Below are 16,478 nucleotides of genomic sequence, written 5' to 3' on the forward strand. Positions count from 1 at the left end.
AAGGCAGGCCGCGTCGAGCGGCCTGTCAATGTCCTGTCTTGAGGATACGCCCCGCCTCGGCCGTGATGGCGGCGTCGAGCGTCTGCCAGTCGCCAAGGAATTCCCTTGGGAAGCGATAGGTAAGGCTGAGATCATTCCCGACATGGATGTCCCGCTCGCAAGGAGCCAGCGATTCGTCGGCGCTCGGCCCGCTGAGGCAGCGGGCCACGAAAGGGTCCTTGCCCGCGCGTTTGCCGACGACCAGCACCTCGTTCAGGTAGCCTGATTTCTCATTGAACGCGTAGACCGTCGTGCCGCCGGGGCCGGGATTGCCGGGCTGGACGATCAGTGCGCTGTAGATCGGCCCGAACCGGCCGCTCATGTCGCGCGACATCATCTGCTGCTCGAAGGACAGGAAGATGATGTTCCTGTTGGCCCCGGCGTGATTGAAATCGTCGCGCGACGCCTCGCTGTAGCCGTCCATCTGGGGATAGCGCAGATAAAGGTCGAGACGCGAGGCGATGCCGTCGCGCCGGGCCTGCTCGAAGCGAATGAAATTGGCCGGCACGGTGACGACGTTTTTGCCGATCACCACCGCGCGTGTGGTCGCGTCGTCGGTATATCCGGCCATGGCAATGGAACGGCCGAACCATTTGCCGCCAAGGCTGATCGCTATCGACAGCAAGGCAAGTGCGGCGAACGCGTAGAACACCCGCTTCATCAACTTGGAATCGACCACGGTCAGTTCCGGGCCGTCGGCGGTCGCTGCCTGCTTCATCTCGGTCCTCGTCCCACCGTCCGCTGTCCCTCGGCGGCACACCTCGCACGGCACGGCTCTTGCAGCCTTCCTGAAACGACAGTGCGATTTCATGGTAAATGGAGGGTTAATATGGCCCAGATGGAACTCTTGTTGTTCGCCTTTGTCGTCGGCCTGACGGTTTGCGGCCTGGCGGGCTCGACAATGGAGTTGGTATCGGGCCGCAAGGTCGCCTTCGCCGAGCCCTATGTGTCGCCCTCGCATCTGTTGCGCTCGCTGGCCGTCACGGCCGGCGCCGGGCCGTTCATGCTGGTCAACGAAGCCCTTGACGCCCGGCGCCAGCACCGCATCTCGACAGCGGCGCTCCTGTCGTGCGGCTGCACCGCCATTGCTTGGTCCCTTGCGCTGGGCGTCGTCGTGCTCGCCATTGCTTCATGGGCGGTCCGTCTCCTAGGGTTTCCAGCCTGAGACGATTCGGAGACCGACAATGCCGCTCTATGCGATCGATGGAACGGAGCCCAGCTTCGCCGATGCCGACACGAACTGGATCGCGCCCGATGCCACGCTGATCGGCGACATCAGGATCGGCCGCAATGCCGGCTTCTGGTTCGGCGTCGTTATCAGGGGCGACAATGAGCCGATCGTCATCGGCGCCGACACCAACGTCCAGGAACACACGGTCATGCACACCGATCCCGGTTTTCCCTTGACCATCGGGCAGGGCTGCACGATCGGCCACCGCGCCATGCTGCATGGCTGCACGATCGGCGACAACAGCCTGATCGGCATGGGCGCCATCGTGTTGAACGGCGCCAGGATCGGCAGGAATTCACTCGTCGGCGCCGGCGCACTGGTCACCGAAGGCAAGAAATTCCCGGACAATTCGCTGATCGTCGGCTCGCCGGCCAAGGCGATCAGGGTGCTGGACGACGCGGCGGTCGAGCGGCTGCGTGGCTCGGCCGCGCATTACGTCGCCAACGGCAAGCGCTTCAAAGCGGGGCTGACGAAGGTCTGAGCTCCCGGCCGGCGCATGGCTTCGGGCACCGTCTATCGATCCCGGCTGCCGGTTGCGCGCTCGGCAATGGCTGCCCGCAGCAGCGACGCGGCAACCTCGAACCCTGCGATGTCTGCTTCTTCAAGCGCAGTCGTGTAGTGGTCGATACGGGTCCTCAAGGTGGGATCCGCGCCGGCGGCGAGGAGCAGGCGGATCGCCTCGGCGTCGCGCATCGCCACGCCGTAGTGAAGCGGCGTCCAATCGTTGACGCCGCGCATGTCAGCATCGGCGCCGTGATCGATGAGGATGCGGATGATGTCGAGCTTGTCCGCCCGCTCGGTGGACAGCGCCGCGATGATCGATGGAAATCCGGCATGATCGTCATAGTTCTGGCTCGATCCGGCCTCGAGCAGCATTGCGATGAAGGCGGGTGGGCTCCAGTAGATCGCGTATTCCAGCGGATGGCCAAGACCGAGTTCGAACGGCATGCGCTCGTCGAACCAGCGGGGCGAACCGCCCAGGGCGGTGCCGAGGGCCTCGAAGTCACCAGCCTTGAAGGCATCATCGATCGCCTTGAACAGACGATGGCGTTCGCATCGATCTTCCGGGATTTCCAACATGGCAGTGGTCCAGAAGGCGGAGTTGCCGACTGATAATGTCTCGATCTTCGACCTATGGAAATGTATATCACGGCGGACTAATATTTTCTTGGGCCAATCTCCGGAGCGATCAGCAGATAGTCGTGTTGCAAATCGCTGATGATTTTCGTGACGTGAACATGGGACTGAAAGAACGCTAAGTCCCTGAGGTAGGTTGGTTCCATGCCATCCGAGTTTGTCGAGCTAATTGGGATAGCTGTTCTGCTGATCGTTGCTCTCCTCGCCGGCGTCCTTGCTGGTATGGCCTTGGAGCGTTTCCTATCGAAGAAGCGACGGCGAGCATGGATGAGAAAGAACCGCTGGGCCCGAGAGCGCAGTGGGGATGACATCCTTAGCGGCCTGTGGGTCACGCCGAAGCCCGTTCCCCCGCCACCGAAACCCACTGATCCCGCAGACCAGTTGCGGATCGTTATGGGTGCGCACTTTACGGTTCAGCCGCTCCTCAACAGGAGTGAAGTGCGGGTCTTCAAGGAACTCGATCGCATGGTGGTCGGCTGTAATCCGGGATGGCAGGTGATGGCGCAAGTTTCGTTGGGCGAAATTCTGCGCAGTACAGATGCAGACGCCTACAGTTGCATCAACTCGAAACGCGTCGATCTGCTGCTCGTGGATGACAACTGCATGCCTCGGCATGCGCTCGAATACCAGGGCCATGCCCACCATCAGGGCTCAGCAGCTGCGCGTGACGCGGTTAAAAAAGAAGCCCTGCGTCGGGCAGGCATCAGCTATCACGAGATCGTCGGCGGTCATACGACGCCTTCCGAACTTAGACGGCTGGTCGAGAAGCTTGTGGTGAGGCCACCATCGGACCAATAGCAATTTTCGCGGCTTTATAGTGATCTCAGGAGTACCCCCCCGGAAATGGCGGAGCCGGCCCGGGGACGGGGCCGGCTCCTTTGACCCGGTCGTTGGGGACGGGGAGGGTGGGGACTCGACCGGGTTTCTCGTTGGGCGCGTCGCTTCAGGACAACGCGCCAGACCTCATTGGCATCCTCAGCGGACGCTGGCGACCGCGTCGGAACGGCCGTCGTTGATCGTCACCCAAACGCCGGAATTCTCCGTCGATTGGCGCTTGAGATAGGTGTAGTCGGTGTCCGTCCAGGCCAGCACCTTGGTTTGCAAGTTATCGAGGATGAACTCGCCGAGGCTGGTGCGCACGGTCAGCACAGCGTGGCCGTCGCCATTGGGCTGGCGCGCAACCGTCATCAGCAGGTCGCCGGCCGGCACGCCCGCATCCATCAGCTCGCGGCGCTTTTCCAGCGCGTAGTCCTCGCAATCGCCGTAACCATTGTCCGGGTAGGACCAATATTCCTCGACACCGTAGTTTTCCATGTCGGTGCGCGGCTTGACGCGGGTGTTGACCGAATTGTTGATGTTGACGATCGTCGCCCAAAGCTTGCGGGTCAGATCGACTGGCGCGCCCTTGGGGGTCTTCTCGTTGCATTCGCCAGGAATGCGCTGGCAGAACTCATAGTGGCCAACAGGTTGCGTGGTGCGGCCGCCGGTATGCATATAGGCCGGTCCCGCGGCATATGCTGATCCCCAGGCGGAAAGCTGCAGCGCCATTGCCATCAGCAACAGCTTGCCCCTCGTTTTTTTCATTATTCAGTCTCCCCGTTCGAAGGAGACATTGCCACGGCTGGATTTATTTGACGCAAAAGCGCGAAGTAGATATTAAGTAAAACGCCCGTAGAATAAACATAAAATTTGAATCATTTGAGTATTGAATTGTTTGGGCTGCGGCCTGGATTTCGACGATCTCGGCCTCGTGCGAACCCGTCTCCGCCTATGACGGCCTGCTTGTCCGAGGGCATACGGATCGCCGCTGCCGGAATCAAAAACCGGCCGCGCGGGCCGGTTTGATGGGCGTGCTTCGCGGTCCCGTCAGGCGCGTGGCGTGTTGAATTCCGAATCGAGCGTTTCGGGGCGCTGGATGACGGCGAATTCGATGGCGACGCCATCTTCGAAATGCCGCACGATCTGGCCGCGCATCGTGCCGAGCATGACCTGGACGCCGATCGCCGGTTTGACGTCGATCTCGATCGCGGCGCCCGACAGCGACAGATCGATGATCCGGCACTGATACTGGCGGCCGTCAGTGAGTTGCAGCACGCTGGTCGGGTTGCGAGGCGCGACGCGCTCGTGGCGGCGGTCTTCCGGCAGGTCGAGCTCGTGCTTGTTGGCCAGCCAGGTCAGCTGCGCCGCGAGCTTGTCCTTCTTGCGGTCGGATGCGATCACCGTCATGGCGAAGCCGTCCTGGAGCGTGCGTGTCACGACACCCTCGATGCGGCCGATATGGTCGATATATGCGATGACTTTTTCGCCGGGCATGCCGATGCGGTCGGTGCGAAGCGCGACATTGCCGGGCGACATGTCCACCACCTGGCACGGGTGCTCGGTGCGGTCCTCCAGCATGAATCGTCCGTATATCTTGACCCGGACGCGCTGAAAGTTACGCCTTTCAGCTTGGGACGGCGCGTAGTCGACCGCCGCTGACCTCATGACTGACTACACCCCGTTTGGCATTCCCGCGCGTGGATGCGAGGAACTTCATCAGAGAAGTACAACAAAGCGGGTTAACAAAGGGGAAAAAACAGCCTGCAAGACCGTGGGATCATCAACTATCCTCGCGGCCGCCGTCGAAGACGACGAGATGGCGGATTCGGCGCGCCCGGCCAAGCGCCGAGATCGTGTCGGGAGCCTCGATCTCGTCGGGAACGAGCGAGGGAACGTCGATCGCCGGACGGTTGCCCAGCAGCTCTTTTTCCGGGTCGATGACGCGGATGGAATCGATCAAGGCGTCCGTGATCGGATCCGCGCCCAGCCAGAACGGCTTTTCCACGGCGCTGATCACGCCGAGGCAACGCGGATTTTCGATGCCGCCGTCGAGCGGCAGGGCCAAAAGTTCGAATTTGTTGGAGCGGCCGTTGCGGCTGAAGCCCTCGAAAATGATCAGCACGACCGATTTCTGGTCAAAAACCCCGTGAATCAGGCGCGAAACCAGCCGCTGATCCTTCTCGCGCCACAGCGAGGGGAAGGAGAACCCCTTGAGTTCGCGCCCGTAACAGGCGCAGAGCCTGGTGCCGGCCAGACGAAATACAGGCTGCCCACGCGTGTCCTTTTCCAGGATGAACGTATCGGCCAGCAGCGACTTGATATCGGCAGGCTCGACTTCCGATCGCTTCGGAGCGGGGCGTCCGTCACGCAGGCGGTTCCAATAGTGGAACAGCGTGATCGATCCGTTTTGGTTCATACTAAAAAGCTCCGCGCATTCTGTCGTCTGATGTCCCATCGGTGAACAGAAGGGCGCCCTCCGATGACCTACATGCGTTGCGGAGCAGGAAGCGTGCCAGCGTCGTTAACACTTGTTCACGGATCGGGGCCGTTAAGGTTAACAAGTGGTTTACGTTGCGCCGTGACGAGCGCTGTGGCACACCAAAACCACTCCAGAAGCGGTCGTTTCGCGACGATCGGCAGCACTTCAGTCAAGAGTTTTAGGGGAGCAGGGGGCTCGACCGGCCGTTCAAGGGAAACCTTGGACGGCTTCTTTTTTGATTCGCGCCGGGCGATTCGGAGCGGGACGATTCGCCGTTTGCGGTTCCATCGGCGGTGATCTAGATGCTGGCCAGACCGAACCAGCCCCAGACCTAGTCAGCCCCAGACCTAGTCAGCCCCAAGCCTAGTCAGCCCCAGACCGAGCACCGAGCGCGATTTCAGATGAGCGAACCGCAAAATCCGTCCCAGCCCGAACCGGCCGAAGCCATGCCGCCGCCGGCGCGTGAGCCGGTGTTCAACCTGCCGCCGATCGTGCTGGCGGTGATCGGCATCTGCGCGGTCATCTATCTGCTGCAGCAATATGTGCTGAGCCAGTCGCAGCAGATGACGCTGCTTTATGACGGGGCTTTCATCCCGGTCCTCTACACCGGCCAATACGGGTTCGACTGGTTTCTTTTCACGCGGCCTTTCACCTATGCCTTCATGCATGGCGGCTTTGCCCATATCGCCATCAACATGGTCTGGCTCGCCGCCTTTGGCTCGCCGCTGGCCAATCGGCTCGGCGCGCTCCGGTTCGCATTGTTCTTTGCCGCGACCGGATTGGCTTCGGTGGCGCTCTTCTGGGCGATGCATCCTTACGGAGAAGCGCCGCTGGTTGGCGCATCGGGGGCCATATCGGGCATGATGGGCGCCGCGGCGCGTTTCGGCTTCCGCACCGATCGTTCGGCCGGCAAGGCGGGCTTCGCCGGTCCGGTGCTGCCGATCTCAATCGTGTTGCGCCTGCGCGGCGTCGTCATCTTCCTGGCCGTGTGGATGATCATCAATCTCGCCACCGGTCTCCTCGGTTTCGCGCCGGGCGTGGACGGCCAGGTCGCCTGGGAGGCCCATATTGGCGGCTTTGTCGCGGGCTTCTTCGGCCTGCGCTGGTTCGACAGGGGGTGGCAAGCGCCCGAATGGGAGACCTCCGAGCGTACTTGAAATGCAACCGATCACGGCGCACCATGTTCACTCTTATGTGAAAGCCGGTCAGGGCAGGAACCGGTTGGCAAAGTAGAGGAGGACGCCATGACGGTTAAGGCCATTCTCGAGCAAAAAGGCCACGACGTGTTGACGCTCGGGCCGAACGAAAAACTGAGCGAAGCCATCCGCATCCTTGCCGAGCACAGGATCGGCGCGCTGGTCATCACCAACGGCGATCGCAAGATCGTTGGTATCTTGTCGGAGCGCGACATCGTGCGCGTGGTCGCCAGGGAAGGCGGCGCCGCCCTCGATATCCCGGTGCGTTCGGCCATGACGCCGAAGGTGAAGATCTGCAATGAGAACCACACCGTCAACGAGGTGATGGAGATCATGACCAGGGGTCGTTTCCGCCATCTGCCAGTGGAAAAGGACGGCCTGTTGGATGGTATCGTATCCATCGGCGACGTGGTCAAGCGCCGGATCGAGGATGTAGAGCGCGAGGCCGAGGAAATCCGGGCCTACATCGCCACCGCCTGAGCGGTGAAAGCAACCGCCGGCCGAATGCCGGCCGGCGGCGCAGGAGACTACCTGTTGTCGAGTTCGGAGCGGACGAGTTCCAGCCCGCGCCGGGTTATGCGGTAAGGCCCGCCATCCGACGACGAAACCGCCTTCTTGCGTTTCAGCTTTCGGAACAAGTCGAGATCGACGCCGTGATAATGCCAGCCGTCGCGGGTTAGGCATTTGACGGAAGCGATCCGTTTGTTGTCGTTCTTTTCGATTTCAATGCGTCCGCCTTGCGCGAGCAAGTGCAGGACCCGCTGTTCAATGCGCGAAATATCCATGTGAAGAGTTTCCGGGAAAACGAAAAATGCCGCCGCCGCGAAGCTTCGCGGCACGGGGTTTCAGGTTTTCTGCCCTGCCTCATCGAGAGGTCAGGGCCTTACCGGGACTGAGCGTAAGTGGACATCCACTCTCCATTGGGATGGATGCCCTATAGGGGAAAGCGGCGCAAAAGGCTAGCCAGCGGCTTTGCGCTTGTCTAGCGGAACGGTTTGCACTAGCGAGGTTGGACACCAAATATGCGTGCGCGCATATTCAGCAGTTCCAATCTGTAGGCCGCCATGTCTCTCATCGATACCCGCACGCCCGACGCAAAACGCCTGATATCCGGCGCCACCGGCGACTGGGAAATCATCATCGGGCTTGAAGTGCACGCGCAGGTCATCTCGCAAGCAAAACTCTTCTCCGGTGCGGCGACCGCTTTCGGCGCGGCTCCCAATGCCAATGTCAGCCTGGTCGACGCGGCGATGCCCGGCATGCTGCCCGTCATCAACGAGGAATGCGTCAAGCAGGCAATCCGCACCGGCCTGGGGCTGAAGGCGGCGATCAACCACAAGTCGGTCTTTGATCGGAAGAACTACTTCTATCCGGACCTGCCGCAGGGCTATCAGATTTCGCAGTTCAAGCAGCCGATCGTCGGCGAGGGCACGGTGATCGTCTCCGTCGGCCCCGACCGCCAGGGCGAGTTCGAGGACATCGAGGTCGGCATCGAGCGCCTGCACCTGGAGCAGGATGCCGGCAAGTCGATCCACGATCAGCATCCGACCATGTCCTATGTCGACCTCAACCGTTCGGGCGTGGCGCTGATGGAGATCGTTTCCAAGCCCGACATGCGTTCCGGCGACGAGGCCAAGGCCTATGTGACCAAGCTGCGCACCATCATGCGCTATCTCGGCACCTGCGACGGCAACATGGACGAAGGCTCGTTGCGCGCCGACGTCAACGTCTCGGTGCGCCGGCCAGGTGGCGAGTTCGGCACCCGCTGCGAGATCAAGAACATGAACTCGATCCGCTTCATCGGCCAAGCCATCGACTACGAGGCGCGCCGGCAGATCGCCATCCTTGAGGATGGTGGCAAGATCGACCAGGAAACGCGCCTGTTCGACGCCGTCAAAGGCGAGACGCGCTCGATGCGCTCCAAGGAAGAGGCGCACGACTATCGCTATTTCCCCGATCCCGATCTTCTGCCGCTGGAATTCGATCAGGCCTATATCGATGCCCTGGCCAAGGAATTGCCGGAACTGCCGGACGACAAGAAGGCGCGGCTGATCACCTCGCTCGGCCTCTCGACCTATGACGCCGCTATCCTGGTGTCGGAAAAGTCGATCGCCGACTATTTCGAGAAGGTGGCTGCCGGCCGTGACGGCAAGCTGGCCGCCAACTGGGTCATCAACGATCTGCTCGGTCAATTGAACAAAGCCGGCAAGGACATTGAAGATGCTCCGGTTTCGCCCGAACAGCTGGGAGCGGTTATCGACCTGATCAAGGACGGCACCATCTCCGGCAAGATCGCCAAGGACCTGTTCGAGATCGTCTGGAACGAGGGCGGCGATCCGCGCCAGCTCGTCGAGAGCCGCGGCATGAAGCAGGTCACCGACACCGGCGCCATCGAAAAAGCGGTCGACGAGGTCATCGCGGCCAACCCCGACAAGGTCGAACAGGCGCGCGTCAAGCCGACCATGGCCGGCTGGTTCGTCGGCCAGGTGATGAAGGCGACCGGCGGCAAGGCCAATCCGCAGGCCGTCAACGACCTCGTCAAGGCCAAGCTGGGTATCGAGTAGGGGCATGTTCGTGCGCACCGCCGGGGATCGCGACCTCGCAGCCGTCCGGGCGCTGCTGGTCGAGACCTGGCATGCCACCTATGACGCGATCTACGGTGCCGAACGGGTCACCGAGATCACAAATGAATGGCACTCCATCGCTTCGTTGAAGGCCAGGCTGGTCAAGCCGAGCAGCGAGTTCCTCGTTGCCGATGACGGCAAGCGCATCGGCGGCATGGCGTTTGCCGAGGCCGTCGGTGACGGCGGCGTGGTTATGCTCAGGCAGCTCTATGTGCTTCCCGCGCTGCAGGGCCGAGGTATCGGCGGCATGCTGCTCGACGAAATCATCGAGAGTTTTCCGGAAGCCCACAGGATTAGGCTCGAAGTGGAAGAGAAGAACTCGCGCGCGGTCGCCTTCTATCAGGCCAATGGCTTCGTCCAGGCAGGCCGCACCGAGAATTGCGGCTCCGCCGGCTCGGCCATCCCGGCGCTGATCTATGAACGGATCCTTGCCGCCTGAGCCCCGTCGGGACGTGATCACCTTCGCGCGAGTGTGCGTCCCGGGCTCTGTTTTCGTTTGACGGCCCTGATCTCCGGCACCAAAGCTGCCTGGGCCAATCCGTGCGAAGCCGGAATAAACCGACACGCACGGGATGGCTTTGGGGGAACCATGCCAAGCTTGCCGGAACTGATGCCGACGCAGGTGTCGGACGAAACCTTTGGTGGCGTCACCTATCACATAGCGGGCGAACTGGTGCCTGTGCTCTCCGTCGACGTGACGCGGATGCCTGTCTATTTCGAGCACCACATCCTGCTGTGGAAGAATTCCACGATCACCATCGGCCTGAAATCGCTGAAGGGTGCGCTGAAGCGCATGATGGCCGGGATGCAGATCTTCGTCACCGAAGCGTCGGGGGCGGGCATCATCGCCTTCAGCCGCGACGGACCGGGTCACATCGTGCCGATCCACCTGAGGCGGGGCGAGGAGATTCAGGTGCGCGAGCACCAGTTTCTGGCTGCCACCGGCAATGTCGACTACACGTTCGAGCGCGTGCGCGGCCTGGCGACGATGCTGTTCGGGCAGAGCGGCTTCTTCATCGACCGGTTTCGCGGCGACACTGGCGACGGGATCGTCTGGCTGCATGGTTATGGCAATGTTTTTGAAAAGACGCTCGCCGCTGGCGAAACCATCGACATCGAGCCCGGCGGCTGGCTGTTCAAGGATGCCTCGGTCAGGATGGAAACCAAGATCGACCGGCTGTCGAGCGGCTTCTTCGGTGCCAATATGAACTTCATCGTCAACCGCTTCACCGGGCCGGGCAGGGTCGGCATCCAGTCGATGTACCTGCATATGCCGACCGAGGAGTAGGCTCGGAGGCGGAACCGGACGGATGAAAGCCTGTGCCAGCGCGAACGCGGCGGGACTTATCTCCGGTTCGGTTTCCCCTGCGCCTTGGCAGTGTCGAACCTGCAAACCGTGATCGAACGCACGAGCGCCGATCAGGCGGCCGGAACACCCACATTGTCGATCAGCCTGGTTTTTCCCAGCCGGGCGGCGGCGAGAACGCGGCCCGCGCGGTCGTGCCGCCATGGTGCCAGTGTCAGGCTTTCGCGGGCCTCGACATAATCGACCTTCTGGAAGCCGGCGGCGATCAGGGCGCGGCTTGCTTCGGCGATCGTTTCCTCTTTACCCGCGCCCGCCGCCAGCGCCGCCGCCGCCTTGCGCAGGATGAGGTTGAACTGGCGGGCGATCTGGAGTTCGGCTTCATCGAGATAGGCGTTGCGGGACGACATGGCCAGGCCATGCGCGTCGCGTATGGTCGGTGCGCCGATGATCTCGACGGGCAGGTCGAGGTCGCGGCAAAGCTGCCTGACGACGCAAAGCTGCTGGTAATCCTTTTCGCCAAAGATGGCGACGTCGGGGGCCGCCTGCAGGAGAAGCTTGGCGACCACGGTGGCGACGCCGTCGAAAAAAGTCGGGCGAAAGTCCGTTTCGAGCCCGGCTGACGGGCCGCCGACCGAGATTTTCGTGGCAAAACCAGCCGCATACATCTCGCCGACATCAGGCGTGAAGGCAAGATCGGCCTTGGCTGTCGCGAGCATGTCGAGGTCGCGCGCCAACTGGCGCGGATACTTGTCGAGATCCTCGCTCGGCGCGAACTGCGTCGGGTTGACGAAGATCGACACCACGCATCGATCGGCTCTTTCGAGGGCGATCTTGACCAGCGAAAGATGCCCGTCATGCAAGGCGCCCATGGTCGGTACCATGGCGACGCGCAGCCCGGCGCGCCGCCAGTCACGGGTTCGCTCGCGAAGTGCTGCAACGCTGTCGACGACGTCGGGCCGGCTCATGCTTCATCCCCGCCACTTGTTTTCGAAAAGACATGGACACGGCCGGGGAATTCGCGGTCCCGCACCTCCAATGCGTAGCGCTCGGCGGCATGCGCGATCACGCTGCGCAGATCGGCGTATTGCTTGACGAATTTCGGCACGCGGTCGACGGTCAGCCCGACCATGTCGTCGATGACCAGGATCTGGCCGTCGCACTCGCTGCTGGCGCCGATGCCGATGGTTGGAATGGCGATGCGGTGGGTGATGTCGGCGGCGACCGTCTCGATCGTGCCTTCGATGACCAGGGAAAACGCACCGGCCTGCTCGACCGCGAGCGCGTCGGCCAGCAGGGCGGCGACATTCTCGTCCGTGCGGCCCTTGATCTTGTAGCCACCGTCCTTTTCCACCGATTGCGGCTGCAGGCCGATATGACCCATGACCGGGATGCCGGCGGCGACGATCGCCGCGATCTGCACGGCCACATCGACACCGCCCTCGAGTTTCACCGCCTGGCAGCCGGTCTCGCCAACGATGCGCCGCGCCGAGGCCACGGCTTGCGCGGCCGAATCCTCATAGCTGCCGGCCGGCATGTCGACGACGACGCAGGCCCTGGCCGAGCCCCGCATCACGGCTTGGCCGTGCGCGATCATCATCTCCAGCGAGGCGCCCAGCGTGGTCCCGTGGCCATGCAGGACCATGGCAACGCTGTCGCCGACCAGGAGCAGGTCGACATGAGGATCGAGCAGGCGGGCGATGGGGTAGGTGTAGGCGGTAAGGCAGACGATCGGCGTGCCGCCCTTGCGGCGGCGAATCATGTCGGAGCCGATGCGAATGTCGGTGGTCGGCAATTGCGTGGCCAATCGTCGCCTCCTTCAGCCCGCCGCTGGAGTGGACTTCCGCATGGGCGCGCAGAGCTTTAGAAAGAGCGGCGAGGCTTGGCAAGCGCGCATCCAGCCACCCCGGGGGATCACAGGCCCAGGGATCACAGGCTTGTGTCGGATCCCTGGCGCGCCATTTGCGCGCTCCCGTGGCAAAACCCTTGCCTTCACGAAGGCCTGACGCCATAAGCAGGAAACGGGCGCCGCCAGCGCGAGGGTTCTGAGATGAAGACTTTCCTGACGCAGTTTTTCACCTGGTGGAACAGCCAGACGCTGGGAACGCGCCTGCACACCTGGCGCTATGGCAAGAGGGTCGGCCAGGACGAGACCGGCAATGTCTACTACGAAGGCGGCATCGATTCGGAAGGCCGTACGCGCCGCTGGGTCATCTACCGCAACTATTCGGAGGCGTCGGCCATCCCGCCGGGCTGGCACGGCTGGATTCATCATCGTGTCGATGTCGCTCCCCCCAGCGATGACTACCAGCCGCGCGACTGGCAAAAGCCGCATCTGCCCAATCTGACCGGCACGCCCTCGGCCTATCGCCCGAAGGGCTCGGTGCTGACCAATCAACATCGCCCGCAGGTCACCGGCGACTACGACGCCTGGACGCCGGGCTCGTAACGACGCGGCTTATAACGGTAAGGTGCAGGCCGGTCCTTTATCGCCACAATTGGTGTTTAGCTGCTTGCTGATCAGAAAACGGCGACTAGCCTTGGCGATCGACGGAATCACCTGGGCGCGAACCACCGGTACCCCTGCATGAGCTTTTTCAACCTGATATTGACGGGCGGTCTGACGCTAGCCGCCAGCCTCGGCGTCGGCACCGCCGCCTTTGCGGCGTCGCCCGCGCCCGCCGCGCCGGCGCCGGCGCCGCCCGCGGGATCGGACCGCATCACCAACCCGGTCGCCGAGTTCGCCGGCATCGACAAGATCACCGGCCGCATCATCACCTTCGATGTCTATATCGACGAGACTGTGCAGTTCGGCGCGCTGCAGGTGACGCCGCGCGTCTGCTATTCCCGGCCGCAGAATGAAGAGCCGAAGACCGATTCCTTCGTCGAGGTCGACGAGATCACGCTCGACCGCAAGATCCGCCGCATCTTCACCGGCTGGATGTTCGCCGAAAGCCCTGGTCTCAACGCCGTCGAGCACGCCGTCTATGACGTCTGGCTGAAGGAATGCAAGCAGAAGTCGGATGTGCCGGCGCCCGATGCTGGCAACAGCGACGCGACCAAGGCCGAAGGGGCGAAAGTCGACGCCTCGAAGCCAGCCGCGCCCAAGCCCGCCTCGGCCAGGCCGAAGCCCGCGGCCACTCCCGACGCAGCAGAGCCCGACGACGCAGTGGAATCGGATACCACGACCACCAACTGATCCGTTGGAACCGCCATGGCTGGCGCGCGTTGGACCATCACCACGCGCCCGGAGGATATGCCGATGTCGGACAGCAAGCGGATCACCGCCAACAAGGCCGAGTTGCTGGAGCTCGAAAAGGGGTTCTGGACCGGTGACGCTGCCTACTTCGCCGCCAATGCGGATACCGAGTGCCTGGTGGCGTTTCCGCAGATGGCCAAAGCGATGGACAATGCCGATCTGGCCAAGACCGCGACCAAGCCCAATCGCTGGCGCGATCTCGACATCGAGCTCAAGGGAATAATCGAGCCGGGCAGCGATATCGTCATGCTGACTTACGAAGCGCATGCGACGCGCGAGAATGGCGAGCCCTACGCGGCGCTGGTCAGCACCGGTTACGTCCACCGCGTCAACGGCTGGAAGATGATGTTCCATGCGCAGACGCCGATCGAGGCCACCGCCAAGTAGGCCTTGATCCCTACGGAAAAAAGACCGCTTCACCCTTCAGCGCGTCGGCCAGCATCTTTTCATACTTGCCGCGCGGCACATCGACCGCGCCGAAGCGCTTGAGGTGCTCGGTGGTGAATTGCGTATCGAGGAGCGCAAAGCCGCGCGCCTTGAGGCGCTCGACGAGATGCACCAGGCAGGTCTTCGAGGCGTCCGTCTCCCTGGAGAACATGCTCTCGCCGAAGAACACCCGTCCGAGTGAGACGCCATAGAGACCGCCGACCAGCCGCTCCTCGCGCCAGGCCTCGACCGAGTGGCAATGCCCCATGCGATGCAATTGCACATAGGCCTCGCGGATCGGTGCGTTGATCCAGGTCGAGCGGCGCTCTTCGCGCTTTTCGGCGCAGCCGTCGATCGTCGCCTCGAAATCGAAGTCGAAACGGATGTCGAACTGGTGCCTGCGGATCGTCTTCTTCAGGCTTTTTGGGGTGTGGAACCCGTCGAGCGGAATGATGCCCCGCGTCTCCGGCCGCACCCAGAAAACTTCCGGGTCGCTGGCACTTTCGGCCATCGGGAAGACGCCCGAGGCGTATGCCTTGAGCAGAAGGTCGGTGGGGATGCGATAGCCTGGCGCGTAGGGACGGGTCATCGCATCATCATGGCGCCAAGTTGGGCCTATTCGCCCTTGGCCAGGTATTTTTCCAGCCAGTGGATATCGTAGTCGCCATTGGCGATGTCGGCATTGCCGACGAGGTCGCGAAACAGCGGCAACGTCGTCTTGATGCCGTCGACGACGAATTCGTCGAGCGCCCGGCGCAGCCGCATCATGCATTCGACGCGGTTGCGTCCATGCACGATCAGCTTGCCGATCAGGCTGTCATAGTAGGGCGGGATCTTGTAGCCGGAATAGACCCCGGAATCGACGCGGATGCCGAGACCGCCTGGCGTGTGGAAATGGGTAATCGTGCCGGGCGATGGGGTGAAGGTACGCGGATCCTCGGCATTGATGCGGCATTCGATGGCGTGGCCGTTGAACTTGATGTCTTCCTGCTTGACCGAAAGACCGCCGCCGGAAGCGACCCGGATCTGCTCGTGGACCAGATCGATGCCGGTGATCGCTTCCGTCACCGGATGCTCGACCTGCAGGCGCGTGTTCATCTCGATGAAATAGAACTCGCCATTCTCGTACAGGAACTCGATCGTTCCGGCGCCCGAATAGCCAAGATCGGCAATCGCCTTGGCGCAGATGCCGCCGATGCGGGCCCGTTCCTCGGCGTTGAGCGCCGGTGAATTGGCCTCTTCCCAGACTTTCTGGTGGCGCCGTTGCAGCGAGCAGTCGCGCTCGCCGAAATGCACGCCGCGGCCGAAGCCGTCGCCGAACACCTGCACCTCGATGTGGCGCGGCTTTTCCAGGTATTTCTCGATGTAGACCGCGTCGTCACCGAAGGCGGCCCCAGCTTCCGAGCGGGCCGTCTGCAAGGCGACCTCGAGGTCGGCTTCGGTAAGCGCCACCTTCATGCCGCGCCCGCCGCCGCCGGCCGATGCCTTGATGATCACGGGGTAGCCGATCTCGGCGGCGATCCGCTTGGCTTCTTTTTCCTCGGTCACGGCTCCATCGGAGCCGGGCACCACCGGAATGCCAAGGCGTTTTGCCGTGCGCTTGGCTTCGATCTTGTCGCCCATGACGCGGATGTGGTCGCCGGTGGGGCCAATGAAGGTGATGTTGTGCGCGGCCAGAATGTCGGCGAACTTGGCGTTCTCCGACAGGAAGCCGTAGCCCGGATGCACGGCGTCGGCGCCGGTGATCTCGCAGGCCGCCACGATCTGATGGATGTTGAGATAGCTGTCGCGCGACGGCGGCGGACCGATGCAGACACTTTCGTCGGCAAGCCGCACATGCATGGCGTCGGCGTCGGCGGTCGAATGCACCACCACCGTCTGGATGCCGAGTTCCTTGCAGGCGCGCAGCACCCGAAGCGCGATTTCGCCGCGATTGGCGATGAGGATCTTCTGGAACATCCGGCC

21 protein-coding genes are annotated in these 16,478 nt (G+C 62.6%); 11 read left to right on the plus strand and 10 right to left on the minus strand.

The genetic code is table 11. From position 1 onward, the window contains the following. Positions 1 to 25: 25 nt before the first annotated feature. Positions 26 to 757 (minus strand): hypothetical protein, encoded by a 732-nt coding sequence (locus LB564_RS01195; protein ID WP_224534466.1) that lies wholly within the window; start codon positions 755 to 757, stop codon positions 26 to 28. A gap of 111 nt (positions 758 to 868) precedes the next feature. Here LB564_RS01195 and LB564_RS01200 point away from each other — a divergent pair, with 111 nt between their 5' ends. Both LB564_RS01200 and LB564_RS01205 read left to right on the plus strand, forming a co-directional pair. Continuing rightward, on the plus strand, positions 869 to 1,204 hold the full coding sequence (locus LB564_RS01200; protein ID WP_224534467.1) for a DUF6949 family protein: 336 nt from the start codon (positions 869 to 871) through the stop codon (positions 1,202 to 1,204). A 19-nt stretch (positions 1,205 to 1,223) separates the two neighbouring features. Beyond that, the gene (locus LB564_RS01205; protein ID WP_224534468.1) at positions 1,224 to 1,751 is read left to right on the plus strand and encodes a gamma carbonic anhydrase family protein; all 528 of its coding nucleotides are present in this window, start codon (positions 1,224 to 1,226) and stop codon (positions 1,749 to 1,751) included. A 32-nt stretch (positions 1,752 to 1,783) separates the two neighbouring features. Here LB564_RS01205 and LB564_RS01210 read toward each other — a convergent pair whose 3' ends face one another. Next, a complete protein-coding gene (locus LB564_RS01210; protein ID WP_224534469.1) occupies positions 1,784 to 2,350 on the minus strand; it encodes an ankyrin repeat domain-containing protein in 567 nt (188 codons plus the stop codon). 201 nt (positions 2,351 to 2,551) lie between these two features. Here LB564_RS01210 and LB564_RS01215 point away from each other — a divergent pair, with 201 nt between their 5' ends. Continuing rightward, complete coding sequence (locus LB564_RS01215; protein WP_224534472.1) at positions 2,552 to 3,205, plus strand: DUF2726 domain-containing protein; 654 nt, start codon at positions 2,552 to 2,554, stop codon at positions 3,203 to 3,205. A gap of 177 nt (positions 3,206 to 3,382) precedes the next feature. Here LB564_RS01215 and LB564_RS01220 read toward each other — a convergent pair whose 3' ends face one another. The 3 genes from LB564_RS01220 to LB564_RS01230 form a co-directional block, all read right to left on the minus strand. Next, the gene (locus LB564_RS01220) at positions 3,383 to 3,991 is read right to left on the minus strand and encodes a transglutaminase-like cysteine peptidase (RefSeq protein WP_224534474.1); all 609 of its coding nucleotides are present in this window, start codon (positions 3,989 to 3,991) and stop codon (positions 3,383 to 3,385) included. Positions 3,992 to 4,273: 282 nt separating this feature from the next. Continuing rightward, the gene (locus tag LB564_RS01225) at positions 4,274 to 4,891 is read right to left on the minus strand and encodes a PilZ domain-containing protein (RefSeq protein WP_095204357.1); all 618 of its coding nucleotides are present in this window, start codon (positions 4,889 to 4,891) and stop codon (positions 4,274 to 4,276) included. A gap of 115 nt (positions 4,892 to 5,006) precedes the next feature. Continuing rightward, positions 5,007 to 5,642, minus strand: a complete 636-nt coding sequence (locus tag LB564_RS01230; protein ID WP_140710391.1) for a PAS domain-containing protein — start codon at positions 5,640 to 5,642, stop codon at positions 5,007 to 5,009. A gap of 464 nt (positions 5,643 to 6,106) precedes the next feature. Here LB564_RS01230 and LB564_RS01235 point away from each other — a divergent pair, with 464 nt between their 5' ends. Both LB564_RS01235 and LB564_RS01240 read left to right on the plus strand, forming a co-directional pair. Continuing rightward, positions 6,107 to 6,862: a rhomboid family intramembrane serine protease gene (locus LB564_RS01235; RefSeq protein ID WP_224534476.1), complete on the plus strand. Its 756-nt coding sequence runs from the start codon at positions 6,107 to 6,109 to the stop codon at positions 6,860 to 6,862. An 87-nt stretch (positions 6,863 to 6,949) separates the two neighbouring features. Beyond that, positions 6,950 to 7,381, plus strand: a complete 432-nt coding sequence (locus LB564_RS01240) for a CBS domain-containing protein (RefSeq protein ID WP_149904984.1) — start codon at positions 6,950 to 6,952, stop codon at positions 7,379 to 7,381. Between the two features lie 47 nt (positions 7,382 to 7,428). Here the strand turns inward: LB564_RS01240 and LB564_RS01245 are convergent, their stop codons facing one another. Beyond that, on the minus strand, positions 7,429 to 7,686 hold the full coding sequence (locus LB564_RS01245) for a YjhX family toxin (RefSeq protein ID WP_224534478.1): 258 nt from the start codon (positions 7,684 to 7,686) through the stop codon (positions 7,429 to 7,431). Between the two features lie 279 nt (positions 7,687 to 7,965). Here LB564_RS01245 and gatB point away from each other — a divergent pair, with 279 nt between their 5' ends. The 3 genes from gatB (at position 7,966) to LB564_RS01260 (ending at position 10,813) form a co-directional block, all read left to right on the plus strand. Continuing rightward, positions 7,966 to 9,465, plus strand: a complete 1,500-nt coding sequence (gene gatB / locus LB564_RS01250) for an Asp-tRNA(Asn)/Glu-tRNA(Gln) amidotransferase subunit GatB (protein WP_224534479.1) — start codon at positions 7,966 to 7,968, stop codon at positions 9,463 to 9,465. Positions 9,466 to 9,469: 4 nt separating this feature from the next. After that, positions 9,470 to 9,964 (plus strand): GNAT family N-acetyltransferase, encoded by a 495-nt coding sequence (locus tag LB564_RS01255; RefSeq protein WP_140710381.1) that lies wholly within the window; start codon positions 9,470 to 9,472, stop codon positions 9,962 to 9,964. 150 nt (positions 9,965 to 10,114) lie between these two features. Continuing rightward, positions 10,115 to 10,813, plus strand: coding sequence for an AIM24 family protein (locus tag LB564_RS01260; protein ID WP_172373944.1), 699 nt, complete (start codon positions 10,115 to 10,117; stop codon positions 10,811 to 10,813). A gap of 131 nt (positions 10,814 to 10,944) precedes the next feature. On the opposite strand, the gene panC is transcribed toward LB564_RS01260, so the two are convergent. Next, complete coding sequence (gene panC, locus LB564_RS01265; RefSeq protein WP_224534481.1) at positions 10,945 to 11,796, minus strand: pantoate--beta-alanine ligase; 852 nt, start codon at positions 11,794 to 11,796, stop codon at positions 10,945 to 10,947. After that, a complete protein-coding gene (panB, locus tag LB564_RS01270) occupies positions 11,793 to 12,590 on the minus strand; it encodes a 3-methyl-2-oxobutanoate hydroxymethyltransferase (RefSeq protein ID WP_224535382.1) in 798 nt (265 codons plus the stop codon). Before panB ends, panC begins: the two co-directional genes overlap by 4 nt. Positions 12,591 to 12,878: 288 nt before the next feature. Here panB and LB564_RS01275 point away from each other — a divergent pair, with 288 nt between their 5' ends. The 3 genes from LB564_RS01275 to LB564_RS01285 all read left to right on the plus strand — a co-directional run bounded on the left by LB564_RS01275 (position 12,879) and on the right by LB564_RS01285 (position 14,474). After that, complete coding sequence (locus LB564_RS01275; RefSeq protein WP_140710365.1) at positions 12,879 to 13,277, plus strand: NADH:ubiquinone oxidoreductase subunit NDUFA12; 399 nt, start codon at positions 12,879 to 12,881, stop codon at positions 13,275 to 13,277. A gap of 138 nt (positions 13,278 to 13,415) precedes the next feature. Continuing rightward, positions 13,416 to 14,027, plus strand: a complete 612-nt coding sequence (locus tag LB564_RS01280; RefSeq protein ID WP_224534483.1) for a DUF2155 domain-containing protein — start codon at positions 13,416 to 13,418, stop codon at positions 14,025 to 14,027. A gap of 63 nt (positions 14,028 to 14,090) precedes the next feature. Continuing rightward, a complete protein-coding gene (locus tag LB564_RS01285; protein ID WP_224535385.1) occupies positions 14,091 to 14,474 on the plus strand; it encodes a hypothetical protein in 384 nt (127 codons plus the stop codon). A 10-nt stretch (positions 14,475 to 14,484) separates the two neighbouring features. Here LB564_RS01285 and aat read toward each other — a convergent pair whose 3' ends face one another. Continuing rightward, on the minus strand, positions 14,485 to 15,102 hold the full coding sequence (aat, locus tag LB564_RS01290; protein ID WP_140710361.1) for a leucyl/phenylalanyl-tRNA--protein transferase: 618 nt from the start codon (positions 15,100 to 15,102) through the stop codon (positions 14,485 to 14,487). Positions 15,103 to 15,128: 26 nt separating this feature from the next. Continuing rightward, positions 15,129 to 16,472 (minus strand): acetyl-CoA carboxylase biotin carboxylase subunit, encoded by a 1,344-nt coding sequence (accC, locus tag LB564_RS01295; RefSeq protein WP_224534485.1) that lies wholly within the window; start codon positions 16,470 to 16,472, stop codon positions 15,129 to 15,131. Between the last annotated feature and the right edge of the window lie 6 nt (positions 16,473 to 16,478).

It is taken from the genome of Mesorhizobium sp. ES1-6 (assembly GCF_020164775.1).
Lineage (GTDB): Bacteria > Pseudomonadota > Alphaproteobacteria > Rhizobiales > Rhizobiaceae > Mesorhizobium.

Excerpts from the sequence above, each read along its gene's own strand:
- LB564_RS01195 (WP_224534466.1), bottom strand. The coding sequence starts at position 757 with ATGAAGCAGGCAGCGACCGCCGACGGCCCGGAACTGACCGTGGTCGAT.
- LB564_RS01200 (WP_224534467.1), top strand. The coding sequence starts at position 869 with ATGGCCCAGATGGAACTCTTGTTGTTCGCCTTTGTCGTCGGCCTGACG.
- LB564_RS01205 (WP_224534468.1), top strand. The coding sequence starts at position 1,224 with ATGCCGCTCTATGCGATCGATGGAACGGAGCCCAGCTTCGCCGATGCC.
- LB564_RS01210 (WP_224534469.1), bottom strand. The coding sequence starts at position 2,350 with ATGTTGGAAATCCCGGAAGATCGATGCGAACGCCATCGTCTGTTCAAG.
- LB564_RS01215 (WP_224534472.1), top strand. The coding sequence starts at position 2,552 with ATGCCATCCGAGTTTGTCGAGCTAATTGGGATAGCTGTTCTGCTGATC.
- LB564_RS01220 (WP_224534474.1), bottom strand. The coding sequence starts at position 3,991 with ATGAAAAAAACGAGGGGCAAGCTGTTGCTGATGGCAATGGCGCTGCAG.
- LB564_RS01225 (WP_095204357.1), bottom strand. The coding sequence starts at position 4,891 with ATGAGGTCAGCGGCGGTCGACTACGCGCCGTCCCAAGCTGAAAGGCGT.
- LB564_RS01230 (WP_140710391.1), bottom strand. The coding sequence starts at position 5,642 with ATGAACCAAAACGGATCGATCACGCTGTTCCACTATTGGAACCGCCTG.
- LB564_RS01235 (WP_224534476.1), top strand. The coding sequence starts at position 6,107 with ATGAGCGAACCGCAAAATCCGTCCCAGCCCGAACCGGCCGAAGCCATG.
- LB564_RS01240 (WP_149904984.1), top strand. The coding sequence starts at position 6,950 with ATGACGGTTAAGGCCATTCTCGAGCAAAAAGGCCACGACGTGTTGACG.
- LB564_RS01245 (WP_224534478.1), bottom strand. The coding sequence starts at position 7,686 with ATGGATATTTCGCGCATTGAACAGCGGGTCCTGCACTTGCTCGCGCAA.
- gatB (WP_224534479.1), top strand. The coding sequence starts at position 7,966 with ATGTCTCTCATCGATACCCGCACGCCCGACGCAAAACGCCTGATATCC.
- LB564_RS01255 (WP_140710381.1), top strand. The coding sequence starts at position 9,470 with ATGTTCGTGCGCACCGCCGGGGATCGCGACCTCGCAGCCGTCCGGGCG.
- LB564_RS01260 (WP_172373944.1), top strand. The coding sequence starts at position 10,115 with ATGCCAAGCTTGCCGGAACTGATGCCGACGCAGGTGTCGGACGAAACC.
- panC (WP_224534481.1), bottom strand. The coding sequence starts at position 11,796 with ATGAGCCGGCCCGACGTCGTCGACAGCGTTGCAGCACTTCGCGAGCGA.
- panB (WP_224535382.1), bottom strand. The coding sequence starts at position 12,590 with ATGATTCGCCGCCGCAAGGGCGGCACGCCGATCGTCTGCCTTACCGCC.
- LB564_RS01275 (WP_140710365.1), top strand. The coding sequence starts at position 12,879 with ATGAAGACTTTCCTGACGCAGTTTTTCACCTGGTGGAACAGCCAGACG.
- LB564_RS01280 (WP_224534483.1), top strand. The coding sequence starts at position 13,416 with ATGAGCTTTTTCAACCTGATATTGACGGGCGGTCTGACGCTAGCCGCC.
- LB564_RS01285 (WP_224535385.1), top strand. The coding sequence starts at position 14,091 with ATGTCGGACAGCAAGCGGATCACCGCCAACAAGGCCGAGTTGCTGGAG.
- aat (WP_140710361.1), bottom strand. The coding sequence starts at position 15,102 with ATGACCCGTCCCTACGCGCCAGGCTATCGCATCCCCACCGACCTTCTG.
- accC (WP_224534485.1), bottom strand. The coding sequence starts at position 16,472 with ATGTTCCAGAAGATCCTCATCGCCAATCGCGGCGAAATCGCGCTTCGG.